The 25,311-nt window shown below is 43.1% G+C and carries 20 protein-coding genes; 13 read left to right on the top strand and 7 right to left on the bottom strand.

Going from position 1 to position 25,311, the window contains the following annotated elements:
* Positions 1 to 152 precede the first annotated feature (152 nt).
* Positions 153 to 1,949 (bottom strand): arginine--tRNA ligase, encoded by a 1,797-nt coding sequence (gene argS / locus ACPEIW_RS01055; RefSeq protein WP_116438168.1) that lies wholly within the window; start codon positions 1,947 to 1,949, stop codon positions 153 to 155.
* A 112-nt stretch (positions 1,950 to 2,061) separates the two neighbouring features.
* Between argS and relB the strand changes: the two genes are divergently transcribed.
* Positions 2,062 to 2,298 carry a type II toxin-antitoxin system RelB family antitoxin gene (relB, locus tag ACPEIW_RS01050; RefSeq protein WP_115794039.1) on the top strand — a complete coding sequence of 79 codons (237 nt, stop codon included), beginning with the start codon at positions 2,062 to 2,064 and terminating at the stop codon, positions 2,296 to 2,298.
* Entirely contained in the window at positions 2,282 to 2,548 is a 267-nt protein-coding gene (locus ACPEIW_RS01045) for a type II toxin-antitoxin system RelE family toxin (protein ID WP_116689325.1), read from the top strand. Before relB ends, ACPEIW_RS01045 begins: the two co-directional genes overlap by 17 nt.
* Before the next feature lie 96 nt (positions 2,549 to 2,644).
* Here the strand turns inward: ACPEIW_RS01045 and valS are convergent, their stop codons facing one another.
* From valS to ACPEIW_RS01025, 4 genes are all read right to left on the bottom strand, one after another.
* Positions 2,645 to 5,401 carry a valine--tRNA ligase gene (valS, locus tag ACPEIW_RS01040; RefSeq protein ID WP_425663894.1) on the bottom strand — a complete coding sequence of 919 codons (2,757 nt, stop codon included), beginning with the start codon at positions 5,399 to 5,401 and terminating at the stop codon, positions 2,645 to 2,647.
* A 69-nt stretch (positions 5,402 to 5,470) separates the two neighbouring features.
* Positions 5,471 to 7,054: an ABC transporter substrate-binding protein gene (locus ACPEIW_RS01035; protein ID WP_425663892.1), complete on the bottom strand. Its 1,584-nt coding sequence runs from the start codon at positions 7,052 to 7,054 to the stop codon at positions 5,471 to 5,473.
* A gap of 133 nt (positions 7,055 to 7,187) precedes the next feature.
* On the bottom strand, positions 7,188 to 7,814 hold the full coding sequence (gene nth, locus ACPEIW_RS01030) for an endonuclease III (protein WP_425664358.1): 627 nt from the start codon (positions 7,812 to 7,814) through the stop codon (positions 7,188 to 7,190).
* Positions 7,815 to 7,908: 94 nt separating this feature from the next.
* A complete protein-coding gene (locus ACPEIW_RS01025; protein ID WP_425663890.1) occupies positions 7,909 to 8,724 on the bottom strand; it encodes a winged helix-turn-helix domain-containing protein in 816 nt (271 codons plus the stop codon).
* A gap of 203 nt (positions 8,725 to 8,927) precedes the next feature.
* Here ACPEIW_RS01025 and ACPEIW_RS01020 point away from each other — a divergent pair, with 203 nt between their 5' ends.
* A complete protein-coding gene (locus ACPEIW_RS01020) occupies positions 8,928 to 9,653 on the top strand; it encodes a beta-carotene 15,15'-monooxygenase (protein ID WP_425663888.1) in 726 nt (241 codons plus the stop codon).
* A gap of 175 nt (positions 9,654 to 9,828) precedes the next feature.
* Here the strand turns inward: ACPEIW_RS01020 and ACPEIW_RS01015 are convergent, their stop codons facing one another.
* On the bottom strand, positions 9,829 to 10,323 hold the full coding sequence (locus ACPEIW_RS01015) for an inorganic diphosphatase (RefSeq protein ID WP_004105658.1): 495 nt from the start codon (positions 10,321 to 10,323) through the stop codon (positions 9,829 to 9,831).
* Between the two features lie 604 nt (positions 10,324 to 10,927).
* Here ACPEIW_RS01015 and ACPEIW_RS01010 point away from each other — a divergent pair.
* The 5 genes from ACPEIW_RS01010 to ACPEIW_RS00990 all read left to right on the top strand — a co-directional run bounded on the left by ACPEIW_RS01010 (position 10,928) and on the right by ACPEIW_RS00990 (position 18,284).
* The gene (locus ACPEIW_RS01010) at positions 10,928 to 13,198 is read left to right on the top strand and encodes an acyltransferase family protein (protein ID WP_425663886.1); all 2,271 of its coding nucleotides are present in this window, start codon (positions 10,928 to 10,930) and stop codon (positions 13,196 to 13,198) included.
* A 56-nt stretch (positions 13,199 to 13,254) separates the two neighbouring features.
* Positions 13,255 to 14,835, top strand: a complete 1,581-nt coding sequence (gene zwf / locus ACPEIW_RS01005) for a glucose-6-phosphate dehydrogenase (RefSeq protein WP_032817659.1) — start codon at positions 13,255 to 13,257, stop codon at positions 14,833 to 14,835.
* The gene (locus ACPEIW_RS01000) at positions 14,832 to 15,821 is read left to right on the top strand and encodes a glucose-6-phosphate dehydrogenase assembly protein OpcA (RefSeq protein WP_425663884.1); all 990 of its coding nucleotides are present in this window, start codon (positions 14,832 to 14,834) and stop codon (positions 15,819 to 15,821) included. Before zwf ends, ACPEIW_RS01000 begins: the two co-directional genes overlap by 4 nt.
* Positions 15,822 to 15,863: 42 nt before the next feature.
* Entirely contained in the window at positions 15,864 to 16,685 is an 822-nt protein-coding gene (pgl, locus tag ACPEIW_RS00995; protein ID WP_425663882.1) for a 6-phosphogluconolactonase, read from the top strand.
* A gap of 261 nt (positions 16,686 to 16,946) precedes the next feature.
* On the top strand, positions 16,947 to 18,284 hold the full coding sequence (locus tag ACPEIW_RS00990; RefSeq protein ID WP_425663880.1) for an ATP-binding protein: 1,338 nt from the start codon (positions 16,947 to 16,949) through the stop codon (positions 18,282 to 18,284).
* 71 nt (positions 18,285 to 18,355) lie between these two features.
* On the opposite strand, the gene gndA is transcribed toward ACPEIW_RS00990, so the two are convergent.
* Positions 18,356 to 19,816 (bottom strand): NADP-dependent phosphogluconate dehydrogenase, encoded by a 1,461-nt coding sequence (gene gndA / locus ACPEIW_RS00985; protein WP_425663878.1) that lies wholly within the window; start codon positions 19,814 to 19,816, stop codon positions 18,356 to 18,358.
* 427 nt (positions 19,817 to 20,243) lie between these two features.
* On the opposite strand from gndA, the gene ACPEIW_RS00980 reads away from it, so the two are divergent.
* The 5 genes from ACPEIW_RS00980 to ACPEIW_RS00960 all read left to right on the top strand — a co-directional run bounded on the left by ACPEIW_RS00980 (position 20,244) and on the right by ACPEIW_RS00960 (position 25,305).
* Complete coding sequence (locus tag ACPEIW_RS00980) at positions 20,244 to 20,495, top strand: glutaredoxin family protein (protein WP_016635882.1); 252 nt, start codon at positions 20,244 to 20,246, stop codon at positions 20,493 to 20,495.
* Positions 20,496 to 20,565: 70 nt separating this feature from the next.
* Positions 20,566 to 21,060, top strand: coding sequence for a class Ib ribonucleoside-diphosphate reductase assembly flavoprotein NrdI (gene nrdI, locus ACPEIW_RS00975; protein WP_116689313.1), 495 nt, complete (start codon positions 20,566 to 20,568; stop codon positions 21,058 to 21,060).
* A 94-nt stretch (positions 21,061 to 21,154) separates the two neighbouring features.
* On the top strand, positions 21,155 to 23,383 hold the full coding sequence (gene nrdE, locus ACPEIW_RS00970; RefSeq protein WP_425663875.1) for a class 1b ribonucleoside-diphosphate reductase subunit alpha: 2,229 nt from the start codon (positions 21,155 to 21,157) through the stop codon (positions 23,381 to 23,383).
* A gap of 82 nt (positions 23,384 to 23,465) precedes the next feature.
* Entirely contained in the window at positions 23,466 to 24,545 is a 1,080-nt protein-coding gene (gene nrdF / locus ACPEIW_RS00965; RefSeq protein ID WP_016635885.1) for a class 1b ribonucleoside-diphosphate reductase subunit beta, read from the top strand.
* A 298-nt stretch (positions 24,546 to 24,843) separates the two neighbouring features.
* Positions 24,844 to 25,305: a hypothetical protein gene (locus ACPEIW_RS00960; protein ID WP_425663873.1), complete on the top strand. Its 462-nt coding sequence runs from the start codon at positions 24,844 to 24,846 to the stop codon at positions 25,303 to 25,305.
* Positions 25,306 to 25,311 lie beyond the last annotated feature (6 nt).

Genomic DNA, 25,311 nt, shown 5'->3' with positions numbered 1-25,311 from the left:
CCGAAAAATAATATTAGGGGGTATATTAATAAATCGCATGTACTTAATCGGAAAAAGTTATAATCCGCGCGTGTCTCCTAATTAAAAATAAAAGGACGCTAGCATAAAAACTAACGTCCTAAATAAAGCGTAAATGCGCAATAATAGTAAAACTACATCTTTTCTGGAGCAGAAACTCCAAGCAAATCAAGGCCAGAGGCGATTACCGTGCGCACAGCAGCGTTAAGCTTAAGTCGAGCTGCCGCGCGCGCTGGCTCTGGGCACTTTGCAATGCGAATAGCCTCGCGCTCTGCTTCTGGCAAGCGATTTTCTGGGTCGCTCAACTCCATTGGCACTACGCGCTCAAGGTTGTACCACTTGTGGTAGCTTGCAGCCAAATCCTCAAGATAATGCGCAACTCTGTGCGGAGCGCGCAAATCGCCAGCTTGTGCAAGAGCTGCAGGCCATTGCGCCAAAGCAGCCAACACTTCTCCATCTGCCTCGGTATTAAGCAAGCTTAAATCGGCTCCATCTGCACTAATTCCAGCATCTGCAGCGTTACGAGCCACATTGCAGCTGCGTGCGTGAGCGTATTGCACGTAGTACACAGGATTATCGTTGCTGTGAGAAGCAAGCAAATCCAAATCAATATCAACGCTTGTGTTGTAGTCGGTGCGCGCAAGCGAGTAGCGAGAAGCATCAACGCCAATTGCATCAACTAAATCGTCAATCGTAATAACGTTTCCAGCGCGCTTGCTCATGCGCACTGGCTTGCCGTCCTTCATAACGTTTACCATCTGACCAATAAGAATCTGCATGTTTTCGCCTGGCTTATCTCCAAAAGCCGCGCACATTGCCATCATTCTGCCAATGTAGCCATGATGATCCGCGCCAAGCATGTAGATTGCTACGTCTGCAGGATTCTGTTCGCGGTGACGTTTATTGCGATAATACGCAATATCTGCAGCAAAGTAGGCGTAATTGCCGTCGGACTTAATAATTACGCGATCCTTATCGTCGCCATGCTTGGTGGATTCAAACCAAGTTGCGCCGTCTTTTTCAAAAATATCTCCACGCTCACGCAAGTCTGCAATAGCGCGCTCAACTTCGCCGTCCTCGTACAGGCTGTTTTCATGGAACCACACGTCAAAACCAACACGAAAATCGCGCATTGACTTGCGAATTTCCGCAAACATCATTGGAACTGCGCGCTTGCGGAACTCTTCTCGCTGCTCGGAATCACCTTCGCCAAGTGGCAAGCCTTCTTCATCTTTTCCAAGATCGACTCTAGGCAAAGAAAGAATATCAACGCCGTCTGCTTGCGCTTCTTTTATAACAGCGTCCGCGATTTCGTTAATATACGCGCCTTTGTAGCCGTCTGCAGGCGTTTCTTCGCCATGAGCTGCAGCAACTAAAGACTTAGCAAAACGGTTGATTTGCTCACCGTGATCGTTGAAGTAGTATTCGCGCACAACTTTTGCGCCGTTCGCTTCCAAGAGTCGAGCCATAGAATCGCCAACTGCAGCCCAGCGAGTTCCACCAATATGGATTGGACCAGTTGGGTTTGCGGAAACAAACTCAAGATTCAAAGTTTTGCCACTCAAATGCGTATTCTTGCCAAAATCAGCACCCTGATTTAAGACTTCGTCAACAACAGCCGCGGCAGACGCAGAATCAAGCGTTATGTTAATAAAGCCAGGGCCTGCCACTTCTACGCGCGCAATACCTTCCGCATCTTGCAAACGCTCGGCAAAAAGTTCAGCTAAATCGTGAGGCTTCATACCAGCTTTTTTAGCGAGCTGCATAGCAACGTTCGTAGCCCAATCGCCGTGTGCGCGATCTTTTGGTCGCATAACTGCAAGTTTTTCGGCAGCAGGAATCAAATCTTCTGTTAGATTGCCAGCTTTACCGCTTGCTACTAAATCTTTAGCAATTTTTTCAATTAATTCACTTAAGCTTTCTGGATTCATGGTTTACAGTCTAGCGTTACCGCGCGATGCTTAGTGTGTACAGTGTATCGGATTACACTATTCTACATATAGTGTAATATATGTTTTACATGTTTTACAATGGAGATTAAAAATGGCTGCAACAATTACAGGATTAAGAGTACCCTCTAACGTTTTAGATCGTTATGATCAGCTCGCTAAAACCACTCACCGCACTCGTTCGTTTTACATGAATCAAGCACTAGAGGCTCAAATCGATGAACTTGAACATGAATATGGACTAATGGCAGATATTGAAGCATATAAACGTGGAGAATTAGAAACATCTCCACTCGACGACGTGGTGAAGCGCCTTGACTTGGAAGATTAATTTATCTAAAAGGGCTGAAAAACAGCTAGGGAAAATTGACAAAACAATCGCTAAGCAAATCGTTAAGGAACTCCGCGAAATTAGCAATCTCGACAATCCTCGAATCAGAGGCAAAGCGCTAACTGGCAACTATTCGGGGTTTTGGAGATATAGGGTAAGGGATTACAGAATAATTTGTGCAATTGAAAATAATGTACTGACCGTTTTTGTTGTGGACATTGATCATCGCAGTAGAATCTACAATAAGTGATTATTACTAAGTACTTAAATACACAAAAAGCGCTGGGGCCGAAGGTTAACTTCCAGCGCTTTTGTTTTGCGATTAACTATTTTCGATTACTGGCGATTACTTCTTTTTTGCAGGAGCTTCGCCGAGTTCGCTTTGAGCAACAGAAACGTTTACGTTAGTTGCATCAGATTCCGCAGATTCAGAATCAGAAGAATCTCCAGCATCTGCAGCCTTAACAGCGTTAAGCTTTACTTCTCCAGTAACGCGTCCCGCTTCCGCAACGTCATCCAAAGTCTCCTCAACAGCCTTGTAGGCATTTTCTGCAACGTTCAAAGTCACTTGCAAAATAGGAGTCTTCATAGAAACTTTTGCTTCAGACTTAATCTTGCGCAAAGTAGCCAAAGCCTCGCCCGCGTAAGCCAAAGTGTCTGCAGAAACACCGTTTGCGGCAGCCTCATATGCCTTAGCGCATGGCCAGCTAGCGCGATGCACAGAACCTTCGCCGTCGTGCATCCAACTCCACACTTCTTCCGTAGCGTAAGGCAAGTAAGGAGCAAGCAGGCGAGCCAAAGCGTCGAGCGCAAGACCAAGAGTGGTGCGAGCAGACTTTACAGAAGCTTCACTTGGAGTGCGTCCAGTGGATTCTGCAGTACCGTAAGCACGATTCTTTGCAAGCTCGATGTAATCGTCGCAGAACTCCCAGAAGAAGGTTTCGATTGCTTCCAAAGCCTTGGAATGCTCGTAAGATTCAAGCGCATCAGTTGCGGTACGAATAACGGATGCAAGCTTTGCCATAACAGAGCGATCCAAAACTTCTGTAACGTTTGCAAAATCCCAATCCGCGCTAGCAGGCTCCAAAACTTGATGTTCATCGTTTTCTCGGCCAATCGCGAGCGCAAACTTAGTAGCGTTTAAAAGCTTAATCGCAAGGCGGCGGCCAATCTTCATCTGACCTTCGTCGTAAGTTGCATCCAAGCCAAGTTTTGCAGAAGTCGCCCAGTAGCGCACAGCATCCGCACCAAACTCTTCAATTGGCTTATTTGGTACAACCACGTTTCCCTTAGATTTAGACATCTTCTTGTGGTCTGGGTCCAAGATCCAGCCAGAAAGCGCAGCGTGCTTCCAAGGCAAGCAGCCGTTTTCAAGATGCGCGCGGTCAACCGTGCTAAACAGCCAAGTACGAATAATATCCTGGCCTTGTGGACGCAAATCCATTGGGAAAGTAGCCTTAAACAAAGCCTGGTTTTCTTCACCTGGCTCTTCCCAACGAGTCACAATTTGTGGAGTTAAGGAAGATGTAGCCCAAGTGTCCATAATGTCTTGCTCAGCAGTAAAGCCGTTTGGCTGATCTCTCTGAGATTCGTCGAATCCTTCTGGCACATCGATAGTTGGGTCGATTGGCAAACGATCTTCGCTAGGCGTCAAAGGATGCGCGTAATCCACTTCCCCATTTTCGTTTACTGGATACCAAAGTGGGAATGGCACACCAAAGAAGCGTTGGCGAGAAATAAGCCAGTCGCCATTCAAGCCATGAACCCAATTCTCGTAGCGCACGCGCATAAAGTCTGGGTGGAAGTTAAGCTCCTTGCCGCGCTCAATAAGCTCAGCGTTCAACTTTTCGTCCGTGCCGCCGTTCTTTAAGTACCACTGGCGAGAAGTGACGATTTCCAAAGGCTTATCGCCCTTTTCGTAGAAGTTCGTCATACGCTTTGTTGGCTTTGGATCGCCTTCCATATCTCCAGCAGCTTGCAAAGCTTCAACAACTTCCTTGCGAGCAGAGAACGTGGTTTTGCCAGCAATCTTCTCGAACATTTCGCGACCGGATTCATCCGTAATCCAATCAGGAGTAGTCATTACAATGCGGCCGTTTCGCTGAATGATTGGTCGAGTTGGCAAACTCAAATCGCGCCACCACTCAACGTCTGTTACGTCGCCAAAAGTGCAGCACATTGCAATGCCAGCGCCCTTGTCCATTTGAGCAGCAGGATGAGCCAAAATCGGAACCTTCACCTTAAACAGCGGCGAGTAAACTTCTTTGCCAAAGTACTTCTTGTAACGCTCATCGTCTGGATGTGCAATCAAAGACGTGCAAGCAGCAAGCAATTCTGGGCGCGTAGTTTCAATATAAATTGGCGTACCATCTTCAAAGCGGAAAGCAATCTTATGATAGAAGCCAGGATATTCGCGCGCTTCAAGCTCAGCTTGTGCAACTGCAGTTTGGAAAGTTACATCCCATAAACCTGGAGCGTCTTTCTGATAAGCCTCTCCGCGAGCAAGATTGCGCAAGAATGCTTTTTGCGCAACTCGGCGAGGCTGCTCGCCAATAGTGTGGTAGGTTTGCGACCAATCAACAGAAAGACCAAGTCTGCGCCACAAAGCTTCAAAAAGCTTCTCATCTTGGGAAGTTAGGCGCTCGCAAAGCTCAATAAAGTTCTGCCTGCTTACAGGAACCTGGTCTTTTGCCTCAATCTTCTTGCCTTCTGTGCCTTCAAATGGCGGCTTAAAATCAGGGTCATATTTAAGCGAAGTATCTACGCGCACGCCGTAATAGTTTTGCACGCGACGCTCTGTTGGCAAGCCGTTATCGTCCCAACCCATTGGGTAGAACACATCAAAGCCTTGCATGCGCTTATATCGCGCGATAACATCCGTATGCGTGTAAGAAAATACGTGACCAACGTGCAAGTGGCCACTAACTGTTGGAGGCGGTGTATCGATTGAATACACGGCCTTACGGTCGCGAGAATTGTGGAACGCGTAAGTCTTAGCTTCGTCCCAATTGCTACGCCATTTGTCTTCAAGACCATCAACACCAACCTTATTAGGCAATGGTGTTAAATGTGCGTGTTTTACTGTGTTATCCTGTTCACTCATGAACTGAATATTAGAAACTCACTGAGACATCGCACTATAACAGAGCACTAAGAACTCACTAAGCCAGCACTATTTAACAGTCACATCATGCAAAGGAAGCAGCTGATCAGTCATGTTAGTAGGGTATCCACTCACATTTGACTTTGCAACAACAACGCTATTCCTTGCGTACAACCATCCCGAAACCGCGTAATCGCACAATTCTTTAGCGTACTTTTTAATGTTTTCTTCGTACTCTTGCGGACTTGTAGACTTCATTGCGTCTGCAAAATACTTTTGCGAAGCGTGATCTTGGAACAAATAGTTAGACTTAGTGTCTGCATACATTCCAGAATCCAAAGTGTGATTAGTCCAAGTAAGAGCTAAGTCGTATTTACCTTCGCGTATTCGTTGATCGATTACACTTTGGTCTAATTCTTCTAGTTTTACTGGGAATCCACCTGCATAGCTTAAGTTTTTTGCCATTTGATCGCAAACGCTAGCCATTCCAGTTGGAACAAGCATTGTGATTCCGCGCAAATATCCTGCAACAAAGTAGTGGTACATACCGTAAGCTTTTTGAACGTCGTGAGGATACGTGTTACTAAAATCTTCATACCCTGGAGACATAGGGTCGATTGGCCCGCCAACAAGCTGGCCTCCAAAAGGATCGGAAGCAAGAATAACATTTGGCTCAATCACATGTCTTGCAGCTCTACGAATTTGCTGATCGCAGAACATAGATGACATTCCCGTGTTAAAAGCAAACATTCTTAATCTTGTGCTTTTTCCCTTTACCAGCTTAGTGTTTGGCATTGCAGCCATTCGCTTGTTTTCATTTCCGTCTAGTGGAATTGCCATTTGCACGCTGCCATCTTTAACAGCGTTTGCTAAAGACGTATCATCGTTAAAATACTTAAGCGTTATGCTTTGGCATCCAGCTTGCCCTGCCCAGTAATTGTTGTTTCTAACAAGAACGAGATCCCCACCCTTGTTATATCCCTTTACCGTAAACGGGCCCGTTCCAATAGCATCGGAAGCGTAGTTAACAAAAATGTTTGTGTTGTAAACAATTCCAGCTCTTCCAGCTAATCGCCTTGGCAAAAGTGGGTCTGGAGTTTTAAGAGTTATATCTAGAACGTTAGGCCCAGAATTAGAAACACTTGTTATGTTTGTTAGCTTTTCGTAGCCAGGATAATTCTTTGTAATGCCTTGCTGAAGCGATTTAAGAACGGAGCTTGAGTTCATTTGGTCTCCGTTAGCAAACTTAATTCCGCTGCGGAGCCTAAATTTGTAATTCAATCCATCGTTCGAAACGCTCCAAGATTGCGCAAGTCCTGGGTGTAAAGCATTGTTTTCGTCTCGTTTTACAAGTGTTTCGTAAACGTTCTCCAAAAGTGCCTGTTGTAAGGAATCGCTATCGTCTGTTCTAATATCTAGCGAAGCTGGAGCCGTGCGTAATCCTATTGTTAAAGTTGAACTTGGCGCTGGAAAGATGTTTGTAGGTATTAAAGATCTTCCGCCTATAAACCGCCATCCGCCCCAAATTATTGCAGATAGAATGCCGATTAAAACAATAAATACAACCCATGGTTTAGCGCTTCGTCTAGTTCTATGCGCATATCTTGCACTACGCACATGCGAAGCAGATGAGTATCTTTCAAATTCAGGCATGATTAAAAGTTTATATCACCGTTTGAATTTGATTGCCGAATTTATTCACAAAATAGTCTAAAAATATCCTAAAAATATTCTAAAAGAGTTTCCTAGATGCCATTAATCTTGTAATCTTGCGCAAATTGACTTGCTACAATCTAACAGAAGGACACAAAAACCTAAGCGGGCAATCGCCGCAGCGCGGGTTTCTAGCAGTGCAAAACATTCTTCCGTGCAAAATAAGACGATGCGAAAGATTCGTCCATTCTTCTGGCGCAAAACAAGCTGTGACTTCTCGCTCGATTTTCGCTGCATCTTTAGCCTTAGCGCTAGAGTCACTCACCCAGCCAAGTCTTGACGTAACACGCATAACATGCGTATCTACTGGAAATCCTGGAATCTTAAAAGCGTTTCCTAAAACAACGTTTGCTGTTTTTCTTCCTACGCCTGGTAGCTTTGTAAGATCTGCCATATTATTTGGCACAACGCCATTAAAATCTTTAACAAGTTTTTGCGAAAGCTCAATAATATGTTGCGATTTTACTCTATAAAAGCCAAGCGAATGAATTATTTCTTGCACGTTGTATATTTGCGCTTTTGCCAAATCGACTGGCGTTGGGTATTCCTTAAAAAGCTTACTAGTAACCAGATTCACGCGCTTATCGGTTGTTTGCGCGCTAAGAACAGTTGCGATTAAAAGCTCAAATGGGTTCGTAAAATTTAGCGCACATTTTGGATTTGGGATTTCTTCGCATAAAATCCTGTATTCTTCGCGCATTTTGTTTTTATTTATCACATTTACCGCATTGATTTTATTTGTGTTATCTATTGTGTTATTTATTTTATTCGTGTTATTTGTAGCCAATATAAGCCTAGTCTAAATCGTTGGAAACGCTTGAATCCTCGTCACGTGAATCGCCAGAATCCGCGCGATTAGCGTTTTGTGCATAATCGTCATTTTCAACTTCGTCAACTTGAGCTTCTAATGGGTCGAAACGATATCCAACGTTTCTAACTGTTCCAATAACATGCTCATATTCAACGCCCAACTTTGCGCGAAGCCTACGAATATGAACGTCTACAGTTCGCGTTCCGCCGTAATAATCGTAGCCCCAAACCTCTTGAAGCAAATGCGCACGCGTAAAAACTCTACGAGGATGCTGAACAAAATACTTAAGCAGCTCAAATTCTTTATACGCTAAATCAATAGGCTTTCCGTGCAAGCTAACTGTGTAACTTTGCGTATCTACAACTAAATCTCCAGAGCACATTTGACCATTGCTGTTAACCTCAACGCTAGTAGAATCGGCAACAGTAGAGCCATCAGCAGAATCTGCAGATACAACTTTTTTAGCAGCTAAGCGCAATCTTCCTTCTACTTCGGCAGGAGAAGCAGTTGTTAGCATAACGTCGTTAACGCCCCAAGATGTGTTTACAACTGTAAAACCGCCCTCTGTAAGAATTAGAATAATAGACATTGTTAAATTAGACGCGCGCACAAGAGAACACAGCGATTTTGCTAAAGATAAGTCTTCTCTAGCATCAACAAGAAGAATAGTATCTTCTGGCATTTTAAGCATGCTAGAAGGTTCCATTGGCACTACGCGCACGCGATGCGAAAGAAGCGTTAGAGATGGCAAAACTTTTGCAGGCGCGGCACAAGAGGTCATCAATGTAATATCCGTCATATTGACACCTCCATAGCGCATAGAATTGAATTAAAATTCAAAATCAAGCTGTTATAAAAAAGAATTGTAATCCATGCTTAAGAAGAATCAAAAAGCGCAAGTGTACGCTTGCATATAAAATGATGTAAATACATGATTAACAAATTAAATACACGGATTGAATACACAGATTGAATACTGCGTAAACGCGATAGGAGCGTACAATGAGCAACACTATTCAGCGCAACAAAATGTATGATCACATTACGATTGTTGTAACTCAATTTGTTGCTATAGTTCTTTTAGCATCTGCTGCTATGCTTCCGTTTGCAACAGCAAAAGCAGTTTTAACTGTTTGCATTCTTATTCTTCTTGCTCTAATAACTTTTTGGCCACTCAAAGGCTCTACAGCCGATAAAGCTATTCCTTTTCTTGCATCAGTAGCGTCTATGTGGTGCGCAACGTTGGCCTTAAAAGGATGGCTGCCAAGCAGCGTGATTGATGGCGAATCAGAAGTTAGTATTCACAAATTTGTTGCTGCTATTAGACCATACGAGCGATGGGCAGTAAACTTTGCGCTAATTCTTGTTGCGGCAACATTTGTTAGCTTTGCTAGACAAATGTTTAGAGAAGATAGGTCTAATCTTGTACGAAACCTATCTCATTGCCTTACTGCAAGTATTGCATGCGCAGCCTTGCCTGGATGGCTTTTCTTGCCGTCAATTATTAAATTCACTTTTTCTGTGCGCGTATTAGAACTTGGCGTATTAGTGGCAATTCTTGGATTGTTTGTTGTGATTGTTTTGGCTGGCCTTTCTCACCTTTGGATTAAAGACGCGCAATACAATGCTGGAACAGTTTTTCCGCAAATTGGAACAGCTTTGATTCCAATTATGATGTGCGGAATGGTTGTTTACGGAGCTGGATTGGCAATGTTGCTTGTAGCATAAGCGATTAAAGTTAATGCTGGTTGTTTCACGCGTTGTTTCACGCAATATGTTTTATAGATAACAATTATTTATTAAAGATATTAAAGATATTAAAAAGTGTCTAACACATAAAATGCGTTAGACACTAATATATACGTTGTTAAAACGTTCGGAAGCTTGCGACTAATCGCAAAAACTACTTTTCGCTTTCTTCCAAACGCTTGCGAGCTGCAACGATTTCCTTTTCAGCCTGCTCTACACCAGCCCAGAAGTCTCCAGGAAGAACTTCCTTGCCTGGCTCCAAAGCCTTGTATTGCTCAAAGAAGTGCTTGATTTCTGCCTTGTGATACTCGTTAACGTCATCAATATCTTTAATGTCGTCAAAGCGAACGTCTGCTGGCACGCACAAAACCTTGTCATCTCCGCCAGCTTCGTCAACCATGTGATACAAACCAACAGCGCGGCATTCAACAACGCAACCAGGGAATACGGAATTTGGAATCATAACAAGAGCGTCAAGTGGATCGCCATCTTCGCCCAAAGTGCCATCAATGTAGCCATAATCATCTGGATAGCCCATTGCAGTGAATAGAGTACGATCCAAAAATACGCGACCAGTTTCGTGATCAACTTCGTACTTGTTCTTAGAGCCGCGTGGAATCTCTACCACAACGTTAAATGTTTCTGCCATTTTTACTCCTTAACGTAAAACTTAATGCTTAAGTACATTTAAGCATTTGTTTATCAATCTAACGTTTGTACATCTAACTTAGACTGTTCAGTCTAACTTTAGCGCGCAGCAAAGAGTATATAAAAACACTATGCGCACGATAGCGATTCAGAACCAGTTAGATATGCGGAATATATGCGAGACATATTTGTGTAATATATTTGCGACATGTGAAAAATAGTGCGCAATACGCTTGCGATATACGCGCAAGTAAATAGGATCAAAACGCAATAAATGCGCGATTTAGATAAGACACAGAAAGTGTCAACTAACCGATGCGAAAAAACACAAAGAAAAATATTAATAAAAAATATTAATAAAAACAGTAAAACATTTGAAAAATATTTTAGCTCACATTAAAAAAACTCTCGTGAATCAGGCAAAAATACGCGAAAAATCAAGGAAAAACTAAGACACGCTATAGGCGTCTTTAGTGTCTTAATACATAGATAATATGACTACGTTTTGGAGCGATACTAATGGAAAAAATCGAACATAAACACTTGTAAAACTGAACACAAAACTGAACACAAACACAACAAACACGTATTAAGTTGTAGGCAAGATGAAAGAATTGAACAACGCAACAAACGCTGCAAACAAACGCAACGCTGCAATAGACGGCATGCGCGCGATTGCAATTATTGGAATTGTAGCGTTCCACTTGCGTCCAATTGTATTCAACGGCGGCTTTTTAGGCGTAACAATGTTTCTTGTTATGGCAGGATACTTTAGCACCGTGTCTTTGCTAAAAATGTTCAGCGAGAAAAACGATAAAAATTCGCATTTAGATGGCAACCAAGAAAGCCAGAAGAAAAAATCAAAACTTATTGCCTACTTTAAGTACCTGCTTAAACGCATAAAACGAATATGGCCTTCTACGCTGGGCATTATTGCACTAAGCGCACCACTTATGTGGCTGTTTTCGCCAAGCCTTTTAACAAAGTTGCAATCAGATGCTCTAACTGGAGCAACATTTAGCAGCAACATGGCGTATATTTTGCGAAAAGTCTCGTATTTTGAGCAATCGGGGCTGCCTTCTCCTATTAAGCATTTATGGTACTTAGGTCTTATTATGCAAATGTTTATTTGCTGGCCAATTATTCTATGCGCAATTCTTAAAATAGTTAAATCAAAGTTTGTGCGAATGCTTGTTACTGCAACGCTTGCGATTGTTTCTGCGCTTACAAACATTGCAATAACAATTCTTTATGGAGAAGGGCAAACTATTGCACGCGTGTACTACTCTTTAGATACGCGCGCATGTGAATTCTTAATCGGCGCGCTTCTAGCAATGTATTGCACATGGTTTAGTGGAAAATCTGCTATAAAAATCATTTCGGACGCGTGCCGCTACATTGTTGGAAGCAAAAGCGAAAAAGAGCAAATTGAAAATCAAGAAAACGATTCGCAAAATGGCAAAAATAAAGGCAGACAGCCAATTTTAGAATCCGTTGTAGGATTTGCTGCACTAGCGTTTGTTTTATTCTGCTTTATTAAACAAGACGGACTAAAAACGTGGATTGTGTACGGCGGTTATGCGCTTTTTGCAATAGTTTGCGCGATTTTAATGCACGCTTGCATGCTAAAAAACAACGTTTGCGCAAAAATACTTGGCACTAGCGTGTTAAGCTACTTAGGCAAGAGATCTTTTGCGATTTATCTTGTTCATTTTCCTATACTCGAAGTCTTAAATCCTGCAACTAGAACAACGCATATAACGCTATTTGAGCAGATTTTGCAATGCGTGATTGTTGTCGCTGCAGGTGAAGTATTTTACAGAATTTTTGAAATGCCATTTGCAAGTAAATATATGACTTTTAGTGTTAGCGCAAAATCAGAAGATGCGAAAGATAATTCAAAAGATGATTCAAAAGATGATTCTATAGATAAAAATAAAAACCTTGATCTTTCTAGCGATACTTTAAGCGTTAAAAGCAAAAACATTCGACTTCCATTTGTTCTACGAAGAGTTGCAACTACTGTGTGCGCAATAGCGTGCATAGTGCTAATTGCTGCGCCATTAAACTGGAACAGCATTGCGCAAGCGCGAGCAATACAATTAAGACCAGAACTAACAAGTCAAGAACAAAACAATAAAACTCATTCGCAAAATGGCAATCAAAAGCCAGAGTCAGGCCAAAGCTCAAAGTCAAACAATAACTCAAACAATAACTCAAACAATAAGACAAACACAAAGTCAAAGCAAAATCAAAAAAGAAGAGTGGGCGGAAAGCGCCAAAATATAACAAAACAAATGCTTCCAACAAAGCCAAGCGCGCATAGAGTTCTAAACCCAATCGCAGAAAAAGTGCCAGCAAACATAAACACAAAACCTTGGAAAATTGACTCAAAACAAGACGTTTGCACAGCAGACATAACAATGGTTGGAGACTCCGTAACCGAAGGCGCAAAACCGTACCTTATAAAAGCTCTACCAAACGCTTGGATTGACGGAAAAGTTAGCAGGCAGATTTTCCACGGAGCCGAAGACTACCAAAAAGACATAGCCGAAAAACACCCTGGAAGTGTTGTAATCTACGAACTTGGAACCAACGGGCCGCCTAGAGACGAGTCAGTTTTACAAAACATGGTGAATATTACTGGCGGAAAGCCCGTGTACTTTGTAACAACTCGCGTGCCGCAACCTTGGCAAGACGAGACGAACGCAAAATTGCGCGCATTTGCATCAAAGCGTAAAAACGTTGGAATTATTGACTGGAATGGCACGAGTGCAGGTCATAGCGAATTTCTAACAGATGACGGAATACACTTAACGCCTATTGGCGGGCCACAATACGCACGAATGATACGACTAGCAGTGTGCGGCGGATGACTTGCGCATAGCAAAACAAACCGCCCAAATCACGTCAAAATATTACGATGGTACATATGAGTGAGTTAATAACCCCATTTTCCCAAAGCAATAAGGGCGATTCGATTGCAGAATGGAAGAATCCTCTGCGAGACCCGCGCGACTTGCGACTAGCCAAAATCGCAGGCCCGTGCAGCCTTGTTATATTTGGAATCACGGGCGATTTAGCTAGAAAAAAGCTAATGCCAGCCGTATACGATTTAGCAAATCGAGGACTTTTGCCTCCTGGCTTTGGCCTTACGGGATTCGCCAGACGCGACTGGACAGATGAGCATTTTGTAAACTTTGTTAGAGAAAATATTCAACAACATTGCCGTACGCCATTTTGCGAATCCACTTGGATTAATCTTGCAAAAGGCATACGTTTTGTTCGCGGAACATTCGACGACGCAAGCGCGTTCGAGCGATTAAGCAAAACCGTAAGCGAGTTAGACAGAGATCGCGGAACTCGCGGAAATCACGCATTCTACATGTCTGTTCCACCATCCAGCTTCCCTGTTGTAGCGCAGCAATTGGCTGCATCGGGGCTCTCACACTCCTCCGAAAACGCATGGAGACGAGTAATAATCGAAAAACCATTTGGCCACGATTTAGCAAGCGCGCAAGAGTTGGATCGCGTAGTTTCCGAGGTTTTTGACCCTAATTCCGTGTTCCGCATAGACCACTATTTAGGCAAAGAAACTGTGCAAAATCTGCTTGCTTTGCGCTTTGCAAACGCAATGTATGAGCCAATTTGGAACGCTAATTATGTTGACCACGTGCAAATCACTATGGCAGAAGACATTGGCATAGGCGGCAGAGCTGGATATTATGACGGCATTGGCGCTGCGCGAGATGTTATTCAAAACCACTTGTTGCAACTAATGGCACTCACCGCTATGGAAGAGCCTGTAAGTTTTAGCGCTGGCGATTTAACAGCAGAAAAAACTAAAGTCTTGTCTGCTATACGCTTGCCTAAAGATTTAGCTGCAAACACTGCAAGAGGCCAATACGCAGAAGGCTGGCAGGGGTCGTATAAGGCTATTGGATATTTGCAAGAGCAAGGAATTAGCCCAGATAGCACTACAGAAACGTATGCTGCTGTGCGATTAGACGTAGACACTCGCAGATGGGCTGGAGTGCCATTCTACTTGCGAACTGGCAAACGCTTAGGTAAGCGCGTTACAGAGATTGCTGTGATTTTTAAGCGCGCTCCACACTTGCCTTTTGAGACTACTGCTGTTCGCGAACTTGGAAACAATGCTATTGTGATTCGCGTTCAGCCAGACGAAGGCGTAACAATGCGATTTGGCGCAAAAGTACCAGGCGGAACGTCTATGGAAGTTCGCGATGTTTCTATGGACTTTAGCTATGGAAGATCTTTTACAGAAAACTCTCCAGAAGCCTACGAACGCCTTATTTTAGACGTTTTGCTTGGCGAGCCGCCACTTTTCCCAACAACGCAAGAGGTTGATTTAAGTTGGAAGATTTTGGATCCGATTGAAGATTTTTGGGCTTCGCTTAACACGCGTCCGCAACCATACCGCGCTGGAACTTGGGGACCAGCGGAAGCTGATGCCATGCTTGCTCGCGATAATCGCCATTGGAGGCTGCCATGATTATTAATCTTCCTAACACAAACACGTCTAAAATCTCCGCAAAAATCGACGAGCTTCACGAAGAACGAGGCGAATCCGCCACTGGACGCGTGCTCACTCTTCTTATTGACACCACTCTTAAAGAGCTTGAAAACGCGCTTGGAGCAGCAAATGCAGCTAGCCGCGAGCATCCTTGCAGAGTTATTGCGATTGTTCGCGATTGGCAAAGCGCTAATGCAAGTTTGCATAATCAAAATCAAGACAATCAAGAAAATCAAGAAGAAGAAACGCCAAACTTAGACGCTCAAGTGCGATTTGGCGCAGATGCTGGAGCAGGCGAAATCATTATTCTCTATCCGCATAATGACCTTGTTCGTCACCCAGATACGCTTGTTATTCCGCTTCTTGTTCCAGATGCGCCTATTGTTGCATGGTGGCCTACAAACGCTCCAGAAAATCCTGCTAAAGACTTGCTTGGAGCTATGGCAAGCAGCAGAATTACAGACGCTCAACGGGCCAGCAACACTCTTGAAACTGTACAAAATCTGCGCAAAAACTGGTCTTCTAAAGACGTGGATCTTTCTTGGACACGCATTACGTCTTGGCGTGCAATGCTCGCTTCTATGCTTGATCAGCCGCCTCACTTGCCGATTCTTAGTGTTAAAGTTAGCGGCCCTAAGCATTACGTTCCGTTGCATTTGCTCGCGCAATGGCTAAAAATCTCGCTTAATGTTCCTGTAGAAATTGTTGAAGATTCAAGCGCACATGCAATTACAGAAGTAAGTCTTAAGAGGCAGGATGGCGAGCTTTCTTTAACGCGACCTTCTGGTAGTAGCCAAGCAATAATAAGTCTTCCAGAGCAAGCTTCTCAGCCTATTTCTATGCCTATTCGTTCTTTGCAAGACTGCTTAAGTGAAGAATTACGCAGAATTGACCCAGACGAGATTTATGCGCAGCTTATTCACGCAAATTGTTGCACAATGCAGAGTAACGAACTTGCAAGATAACGAACTCTAATACAACAAGTAGAAATAATAAAAGGATTCATTATGGCTGAAGATTTTAGATTTGCACATAACGCAACAGTGTACGGCTACGACAATCAAGATATTTTAGCTGCTGTTGCTGCACAAAAATTTGTAACTTTGATTATGCAATGGCAGAACAATGTTGAAAATCTTAATAAGCCATTCCATCTTTTGCTAACAGGTGGAACAGATTCGATTCGCATGTTTCAAATGCTAGCTAGCAATCCGTTACTTCCAGCAATCAACTGGTCTAATGCGCATATTTGGTGGGCAGATGAGCGTTTTGTAGCTTATAACAGCGAAGACCGTAATGCGCGCAAGGCTCGCGAGCTACTTCTTAACATGCTTAGCGATCACAAAGTTTTGCAGGAGTCTCATATTCACGAAATGCCTGCAGATGAGCGCAATGCGCAAGAAGTGGCGAATGCTAGCGATGCTGAAAATGACGCGATTTTAGATGCTGCTGCACGCGAATACGAAGAAGAAATTATAGGATTACTTGGCAAAGAGCCAGTGTTTGATTTGGCGATTCTTGGCATGGGACCAGACGCGCATATGGCTTCACTTTTCCCAGGATTGCCGCAAATTCATAATCGCGATCGCATAGTTTTAGGCGTGAATCACTCCCCTAAGCAGCCGCCAATGCGATTAACGCTTAGCGTTCCCGTGCTGGCTCATAGCCGCCGCACTTGGTTCTTAACTGCTGGAAAGCAAAAAGGGAAAGCTTTAATGGACGCGCTTTCTGGGAGCAATAACCCAGACTATCCTGCATCTTTTGCTAACGGAAGTGAAGAAATCGCGTGGCTAACCACCGCAGAAACATTGCAAGCAGCAATCCAGTAATCTGCATAATATTCAATCAACTAAAAATTAAATCAGCATAGTCGTGTGGCGCATTTGCGAGAAGATGTCTTTCAAAACATAGCGCATTTGGGAAAAACAGCCCCTAAAAACATAGCGCATTTGGGAAAATCTGCTTGACAAAACATGGCGCATTTGGGAAAATCTTTATAAAACCATTGAAATATCAAGGAAAACTACACTCTGCAACAATTGAACAAATCAAGCACAAATTTATAATCCAAGAAAGAGCGCAAAACCCACATGTTTGATAGAAAGATATACAAAGAAATACTGAAATGGAAGCATGAATATGCACCAAATTATGCGCTTTTTCTTAAGGGAGCAAGACGAGTCGGTAAAACAACGTTAGCAGAAAAGCTTGGAAAAGAAGAATACAAGTCTTATATTCTGATTCGTTTCGATCAAACCGAAGAAGATATTAAGCAGCTTTTTATAAACAGTCTAAGAGATTTAGATACTCTATTTAACACAATACAGTTAGCTTACAATACCAGACTTTATAAGCGAGAATCTCTTATAATACTTGATGAAATACAATTATTCCCACAAGCACGGCAAGCAATAAAAACTCTACTTGAAGATGGTCGTTACGATTACATTGAAACAGGATTGCTTGCTTCTATTACAAAGAAAAGCAAGGATATTCTCATACCTTCAGAAGAGTACACATTAGAAGTACTGCCACTTGATTATGAAGAATACTTATCAGCGAACGATAACGACCTGATTTTCCCTACTATTAAAGGTCACTTTGAATCACTCAAACCTATGGGCAGTATGCACCAGAGCATAATGAAGTCTTTCAGAGAATACATGCTGGTTGGTGGAATGCCACAAGCTGTTCAAGCATACGTTGATACAAAAGATTTTGCGAAGGTTGATTTTGCTAAACAGCAAATAATCAATCTTTATAAGCAAGATATGCAAGATCAGGAAGAAGAGAACCCTACTTACGTAACTAATTTTTTCGATAGAATTCCAGCAGAGCTTTCCAAACACGACAAGCGTTACGTGCTATCTCACGTAGATTCCAACGCGCGTATTAAAGAATATAGGGATCCAATACGTTGGCTAGAAGAAGCAATGATAATAAATATTGCAAACAGCGTTGAAGACCCAAGTGTAGCTTTGAATCTATCTACTATCAACCATTCCTTCAAATGCTACATGATGGATACAGGACTGTTAACTTCATTAGCATACAAAGATAGACCTTACTTAGAAAATGAACTTTATAAAGCAATTCTGCTAGACAAGCTACACATTAATGAAGGAATGATAATAGAAAATATTGTCTCACAGTGTCTAAAAGCAAATGGACACAACGCGTATTTTTACAAAAAAACAAGTATCGATACCAAAAAGACAGTAATGGAAATAGATTTTCTCTTGCGCAAAAGCAACAAGATTATTCCAGTAGAAGTGAAATCTGGTAGTAGTAAAAGTGTGAAGTCAATAACAAACTTTATGGAAGCTTTTAGTCAAACCAGCAGCGAAGGAATCGTGCTTCACCACGGAGAAATTAAGCGCGAAGGCAAACTGCTTTACTTACCGTACTACATGGCTTCTGTGTTGTAAAAACAAGGCGTCGCATGCAAAACTTATACATGCGACGCTTACGAAATAATTATTTTTAGATTATATTAGTTTTAATCTTGCTTTACTTCTGGGCGATTAGGCTCTGCCCACAAAGTGTGGAATACTCCTGGCTCGTCAATGCGACCGTAAGTGTGCGCGCCAAAGAAATCGCGCTGAGCTTGAATAAGCGATGCTGGCAAACGCTTGGAACGCAAGCCATCGTAATATGCAAGCAAACTGGAGAATGCTGGAACAGGCACACCATGCTCCACTGCGCGCGCAACAACACGGCGCCAAGCAGCTTGCGACTTTTCAATAGCATCCTTAAAGTACGGCGCAAAAAGCAAGGAAACACTTGCCTGCCCAGATTCAAACGCCTCGGAAACGCGGTTCAAGAACTGAGCACGAATAATGCATCCGCCGCGCCAAATGCGAGCAACAGCAGCCTGGTCAATCTTCCAATCATGCTCAATTGCAGCAGCAGCAATCTCATCAAATCCTTGAGCATAAGAAACAATCTTAGAAGCGTACAAAGCTTGGCGAATATCCTCAATAAATGCCTTACGCTCAGAATCGCTAAAATCAAAATGCATATCTGGGCCAGTCAAACCCTGGTTTTCAGCAGCTTCACGCAAAGCAACCTGGCTTGAAAGTCCGCGAGCAAACACAGCTTCTGCAATACCAGTTACAGGGATTCCAAGCGAAAGCGCAGACTGTACAGTCCAAGTACCCGTGCCCTTCATTCCAGCGTGATCCACCATCATCTCAACCAAAGGCTTACCAGTCTTAGCGTCTTTCTGGCGAAGCACATCCGCCGTAATCTCAATCAAATAAGAATCAAGCTCGCCCTTGTTCCACTCGCTAAACACATCTGCAATATCTTCGGACTTCATGCCCAAACCGCGAAGCATTAAATCGTAGCTTTCGGCAATAAGCTGCATATCGGAGTACTCAATGCCGTTGTGAACCATTTTTACAAAGTGACCAGCGCCATCAGTGCCAATATGCGTTACGCAAGGCTCGCCTTCTGCAACAGCCGCAATCGACTTTAAGATAGGACCAAGCGTTTTCCAAGACTCCTCCGTGCCTCCTGGCATCATCGAAGGGCCGCGCAAAGCACCTTCTTCGCCGCCAGAAACACCGCAACCAACGTAGTGAAGACCGCGCGCGCGAATGTTTTTCTCTCGGCGAATCGTGTCTTCAAAGTAGGAGTTTCCGCCGTCAACAATAATATCTCCTGGCTCCATAGCACTTGCAAGCTCTTCAATAACAGCATCTGTAGGAGCACCAGCTTTTACCATAATGATTGCTGTGCGTGGGCGCTTAAGCGAAGCAACAAACTCTTCAACAGTTTTAGCTGGCACAAAATCGCCTTCGCTGCCATGCTGATTCATCAAAGTTTCTGTGCGCGAATAATGACGATTATAAACAGCAACTGTATTGCCGTGATGCGCAAGATTTCGCGCCAAATTCGATCCCATAGCTGCCAAGCCAACAACACCAATATTTGCTCTAGCTTGAGTTTCCGACATTTTGCACCTCTATCTTTTAATATTTATAACAGTAATATTTATAACCGTTTTATTATTTTATGATTGTTTTATCTTTAACACTTAACCAATCAAAACACACTTTTTTAAGTTTATCGTTTTATATGCACAAGCGTTTTTGTTGCGCTCACACGTAAATTTTGCACTATCGCAATAGTGGCAATTTTGTGATAAAGATTACATTTTTACTTTTATTCATCGCTATTTAGAAAGCATAAATACCGCTTAAATCTTATAGACACGCGTGCTGGCTCAAATTTGGAGACACTAGATATAGGGATTATCTATACAACACGCCACTACAAATAGTGTTAAGTGGTAGTAGACTGTTAAATCGTGCCAAAAAGCACGAAATTAAATAATCATAAAGCAAAAAACTTAAACACCACATAACGAAGGGAGACGAATCGTGACTATTACAGTTTTCACCAAGCCACATTGCCCACAGTGCGATGCCACAAAGCGTCAATTCACTAAGCTAGGCGTGAATTTTGAAACAGTAGACTTAACTCAAAGCCCTTCTACTTTAGACCAGTTGCGCGCTGCAGGATATCGCCAAGCGCCAGTGGTGATTACTCCAAACTCGTCTTGGAGCGGATATCGTCCAGATTTGATTGCACAAATCGCAAGTCAATTAGAAGATAACAATCAAAACGATTAAAGCAGTCAAAAATCAACAATCAAAATATGCAAAGCAGTCAAAATAATCAAAGCAATTAAGAAGCATAAAAATGTGTGATCAAGAAAATATGTCACAACCAAGCGAGCCAGAAGCGCGCGCACAAGGCGAATCAATCGGAGCTGTAGTCTATTTTTCTTCCGTCTCCGAAAACACACTACGATTCGTGAAAAATTGCGATTTTCCAAGCAACAATGTGAACGTGTATCGCATACCGCTTCGTCCAAAAGAACCAGAATTGCACGTGCGCGAACCATACGTTTTGATTGTGCCAACTTACGGCGGCGGAAATATTTCTAAAGCAATACCAATGCAAGTGCGCAAATTCCTAAACAATCGCGAAAATCGTTCGTTTATTCGCGGCGTAATATCTTCTGGAAATACGAATTTTGGAGACGCATATTGCGCTGCAGGCGGTCAAATTGCTGGAAAATGCGCAATTCCAAACATGTATTCGTTTGAGCTTACGGGAACTCAAGAAGACATAGAAAAAGTAGCGCAAGGAATACCAAGATTTTTAAGGCAATTAAAAGAAGCAGATAAATAAAGATAAACAAACAAAAACAACAAATACAGAATATAAATAAAAACAACCAGCGTTTGAAAAGCAAAAACAACGCACGAAGAAAGGAATAAAACCCATGAATAGCACGGATCCGATGAGCGAATCTACTTCGCTTAATCTTGATCACACTGACGACGCCAGCACTGCCAGCAGCAGCACAACTGCCGAACGCATTCGCAACAGCCGCGACTACCACGTTCTTAACGCTATGCTCGGTCTTTTCGACCCAGAAAAAGGTATTCAGTTTGACAAAGATCAGGAAGCAGAGAAGCTTTACGTTTCGGGTTACGTGCAAGAGCACAGCATGAAGTTTGATTCAACTCGCGAGCGCTTAAATTATTTAATTGACAACTATTACTACAACGGCAACGTTTTCCACAAATATAGCGACGAGTTTCTAGATAAGTTCTATGAGCACGCAGAAGCCGCTCACCACACTTTCGGTACATTCTTGGGTGCTTTTAAGTTCTACACTTCTTACGCTTTGAGGACCTTCGACGGCAAGCAGTATTTGGAAAACTTCGCTCAGCGCGCAGCTGCAGTCGCTTTGGAACTCGCAGATGGCGATAAAAAAGCAGCACTCAACTATTTGGACGAGATGCTCGCAGGCCGCTTCCAGCCAGCCACCCCAACGTTCTTGAATCTTGGCAAAGCCCAGCGCGGAGAGGCGGTAAGCTGCTTCCTCGTGCGCTTGGAAGACAATATGGAATCAATTGCACGTGGAATCAACTCTGCTTTGCAGCTTTCTAAGCGCGGCGGCGGCGTTGCTCTGCTTCTTACTAATTTGCGCGAGCTTGGCGCTCCTATTAAGCGCATCGAGAATCAGTCGAGCGGCGTTGTGCCTGTTATGAAGCTTTTGGAAGATTCATTCTCTTACGCTAATCAGCTTGGCGCGCGTCAAGGCGCTGGAGCTGTGTATATTAGCGCGCATCACCCAGATATTATGCGTTTCCTCGATACTAAGCGCGAGAATGCAGATGAGAAGATTCGTATTAAGTCGCTTTCTTTGGGTGTTGTGATTCCAGATATTACTTTCGAGCTTGCTAAGCGCAAGGAAAAGATGGCTTTGTTTAGCCCTTACGACGTTGAGCGCGAATATGGCAAGCCTTTTGCAGATATCTCCGTTACCGAACATTATGATGAGATGGTTGCAAATCCTCGTATTCACAAGAAGTACATCGACGCTCGCGAATTCTTTATGACTCTTGCGGAGATTCAGTTTGAGTCTGGCTACCCTTACATTTTGTTTGAAGATACTGTAAATCGCACAAATCCTATTGAGGGTCGCATTACTATGAGCAACTTGTGCTCCGAGATTTTGCAAACTCAGGAAGCAAGCACTTATAACGCTGACTTGTCTTATAGCCACGTTGGTCGCGATATTTCTTGCAATCTTGGCTCGCTTAATATTGCTAAGGCGATGGACGGTGACTTGGATACAAGCGTTGATTTGGCTGTGCGCGCACTCACTTCTGTCTCGGAGCACACTTCGATTGATTCTGTGCCTTCGATTCGTCGCGGAAACGCGGAAGGCCACGCTATTGGCTTGGGTCAAATGAATTTGCACGGTTTTCTTGCTCGCGAGCATATGCAGTACGGAAGTGAGGAAGCTCTTGACTTTACAGACATGTACTTTATGACTGTTGCTTACCACGCTTATAAGTCTTCCCACGCTTTGGCTGTGGAGCGCGGCCACGCTTTTGCAAGCTTTAAGACGAGCACTTACGCTAAGCCTGCAGGCAAAGGCAACTACTTCGATAAGTACACAGATGGCAGCCGCTCGCTTGAGCCTAAAACTCAAAAAGTTCGCGATTTGTTTGCCCGTTTTAACGTTGCAATTCCAACCGCAAACGACTGGGCGACTTTGCGCGACGAGATTTTGCGCGACGGCATTTACAACGAGTATTTGCAAGCTGTTCCTCCAACTGGCTCAATCTCGTACATCAACCATTCCACGAGTTCGATTCACCCGATTGCTTCTCGCATTGAGATTCGCAAAGAGGGCAAAGTTGGCCGCGTCTACTACCCTGCTGCATACATGACGAACGACAATATGCAGTACTTTAAGGATGCTTACGAGATTGGTTGGAAGGCGATTATCGACACTTATGCGGAGGCAACTCAGCATGTGGATCAGGGATTGTCTCTTACTTTGTTCTTCCCAGACACTACGACTACTCGCGATTTGAACAAAGCTCAGATTTACGCGTGGCGTAAGGGCATTAAGACTCTTTACTACATTCGTATTCGCCAGAAGGCTTTGGAAGGTACAGAAATCGAGGGTTGCGTAAGCTGCACGCTGTAAGTCGTAACGCTGAAAATCTTTCGCAAATTAAATCAAAAACTTAAAAATTTTATAAAACGTAAACACAAAATCAGGAGTAATTATGACAGAACTCAGCCCAACCGAGCTTAGAAGTAGCCTCGATAAGCCTTTCGGCACAAATCGCGTAATCGCAGACGACGCTATGATGGCAGCTTCTATCACACCAGCTCAGTATCGCTATCATCACGGTTCGCGCGTGCGCCCGGTTAATTGGAACAATATTGTTGACGACAAGGATTTGGACGTTTGGAATCGTCTTATTGCTAACTTCTGGCTTCCAGAAAAGGTTCCGCTGAGCAATGATATTCCTTCTTGGCGTTCCCTCACCGATCTTGAGCGCAAGACCACTACTCGCGTTTTTACAGGCTTGACTTTGCTTGATACCAGCCAGGCAACTATCGGTGAGCTTTGCCAGATTGAGCACGCTCGCACGGAGCACGAGCAAGCTATTTACACGAATATTGCTTTTATGCAGTCGATTCACGCTCGCTCCTACTCCTCTATTTTCTCCACTCTTTGCTCTAGCGAAGAAATTGATGAGGCTTATCGTTGGGCTGTTGGCAACGACGTTTTGCAGCAGCGTGTTACCACCGTGCTTTGCGAGTACGAGAGTGAAGATCCGCTTAAGCGCAAGATTGCAGCCACTATGCTTTCTTCGTTGCTTCTTTACGCGGGTTTCTATTTGCCACTTTACTTTGCTTCTCGCGGTAAGATGATGAACACTGCCGACATGATTCGCTTGATTTTGCGCGATAAGGCGATTCACGGCTACTATTCTGGCTACAAGTTCCAGCGCGGTTTGGAGCTTAGAAGCGAGAACGATAAGAAGAATCTTGAAAAGTTCACTATGAACTTGCTTGATACTTTGTATGATTTGGAAGTTGAGTATTCTGGTCAGATTTATGAAGGATTTGACTTCCACGATGACGTTTTTGACTTCGTGCGTTACAACGCTAACAAGGCTTTGATGAACCTTGGCTATCCTGCTAAGTACAGCGAAGAAGAAACTCACGTAAGCCCAGAAATTCTCGCAGCTCTTTCTCCTGCAGCCGACGAAAATCATGACTTCTTCTCCGGCTCTGGTTCCAGCTACATTATGGGCAAGTCTGTTGAAACCGATGACGACGATTGGGATTTCTAGTCACTTAGTTGCTTCATTGCTTCGTTAATTAGTTAATTAGTTAATTAGTTAATTAATCAGGTTGCTTATGCACTTTCATAAGCAACCTTTTTTATTTAATTATTTAAGAATATTTCCGTTTTGTAACTATTCTTAAATGTTGATTGTTGAGAACATGCAAACTGCTAATAGTAAAAGTTTTCTAAAAGTTTTCTAAAAACACTATCGTTAAAAATAGGTACGCCTATTTGTGTAGATAAAATCTGCACGTTAGTATGTTGGTAATTTACAAAACAGGAATCACAAGGAGGTGCTTATTATGACTAATCCTTTGCGCGGTATACGAGAAGAAGATATCGTCAAGTATTTTAAAGATCACAATCTTTCAGTTGATAAGACGTATGTATTTACAATGAAATACGACCCTTGGTGGAAAGATTTAATCAAACTATTTTTGTTACCTAAATTATTCTATGTAGCGCAAGGCGTTAATGCGCGTATTATTGCTGCCACTAATAATGAGTTTATTGTTGTTAATCCGAATGCCATTTTAGGCTCGGGTAATCTAGCTAAATTAGACGATAAGTATCTTCGTCGTATTGCGTGGAATCAACTCACTAATTTTGAAGTTATAAGTAAACCAACAACTCAAATAATTCGTTTTACTGCGAATGGCAAAACCGAAGAATGGAGTGTGCCAACGGAAAGTGCTAGCGTATGGCACTTTAATGTGTACAATCTTGATAATTTGAGAAAAACAATACAATCGCACATCTCTTGATAAGCG

The sequence above is a fragment of the Gardnerella piotii genome (assembly GCF_049815665.1).
Classification (GTDB): domain Bacteria; phylum Actinomycetota; class Actinomycetes; order Actinomycetales; family Bifidobacteriaceae; genus Bifidobacterium; species Bifidobacterium piotii.
The sequence above is the reverse complement of the archived record's forward strand: the minus strand, read 5'-3'. Positions and strand labels throughout refer to the sequence as shown.

Excerpts from the sequence above, each read along its gene's own strand:
- argS (WP_116438168.1), bottom strand. The coding sequence starts at position 1,949 with ATGAATCCAGAAAGCTTAAGTGAATTAATTGAAAAAATTGCTAAAGAT.
- relB (WP_115794039.1), top strand. The coding sequence starts at position 2,062 with ATGGCTGCAACAATTACAGGATTAAGAGTACCCTCTAACGTTTTAGAT.
- valS (WP_425663894.1), bottom strand. The coding sequence starts at position 5,401 with ATGAGTGAACAGGATAACACAGTAAAACACGCACATTTAACACCATTG.
- ACPEIW_RS01035 (WP_425663892.1), bottom strand. The coding sequence starts at position 7,054 with ATGCCTGAATTTGAAAGATACTCATCTGCTTCGCATGTGCGTAGTGCA.
- nth (WP_425664358.1), bottom strand. The coding sequence starts at position 7,814 with ATGCGCGAAGAATACAGGATTTTATGCGAAGAAATCCCAAATCCAAAA.
- ACPEIW_RS01025 (WP_425663890.1), bottom strand. The coding sequence starts at position 8,724 with ATGACGGATATTACATTGATGACCTCTTGTGCCGCGCCTGCAAAAGTT.
- ACPEIW_RS01020 (WP_425663888.1), top strand. The coding sequence starts at position 8,928 with ATGAGCAACACTATTCAGCGCAACAAAATGTATGATCACATTACGATT.
- ACPEIW_RS01015 (WP_004105658.1), bottom strand. The coding sequence starts at position 10,323 with ATGGCAGAAACATTTAACGTTGTGGTAGAGATTCCACGCGGCTCTAAG.
- ACPEIW_RS01010 (WP_425663886.1), top strand. The coding sequence starts at position 10,928 with ATGAAAGAATTGAACAACGCAACAAACGCTGCAAACAAACGCAACGCT.
- zwf (WP_032817659.1), top strand. The coding sequence starts at position 13,255 with ATGAGTGAGTTAATAACCCCATTTTCCCAAAGCAATAAGGGCGATTCG.
- ACPEIW_RS01000 (WP_425663884.1), top strand. The coding sequence starts at position 14,832 with ATGATTATTAATCTTCCTAACACAAACACGTCTAAAATCTCCGCAAAA.
- pgl (WP_425663882.1), top strand. The coding sequence starts at position 15,864 with ATGGCTGAAGATTTTAGATTTGCACATAACGCAACAGTGTACGGCTAC.
- ACPEIW_RS00990 (WP_425663880.1), top strand. The coding sequence starts at position 16,947 with ATGTTTGATAGAAAGATATACAAAGAAATACTGAAATGGAAGCATGAA.
- gndA (WP_425663878.1), bottom strand. The coding sequence starts at position 19,816 with ATGTCGGAAACTCAAGCTAGAGCAAATATTGGTGTTGTTGGCTTGGCA.
- nrdI (WP_116689313.1), top strand. The coding sequence starts at position 20,566 with ATGTGTGATCAAGAAAATATGTCACAACCAAGCGAGCCAGAAGCGCGC.
- nrdE (WP_425663875.1), top strand. The coding sequence starts at position 21,155 with ATGAATAGCACGGATCCGATGAGCGAATCTACTTCGCTTAATCTTGAT.
- nrdF (WP_016635885.1), top strand. The coding sequence starts at position 23,466 with ATGACAGAACTCAGCCCAACCGAGCTTAGAAGTAGCCTCGATAAGCCT.
- ACPEIW_RS00960 (WP_425663873.1), top strand. The coding sequence starts at position 24,844 with ATGACTAATCCTTTGCGCGGTATACGAGAAGAAGATATCGTCAAGTAT.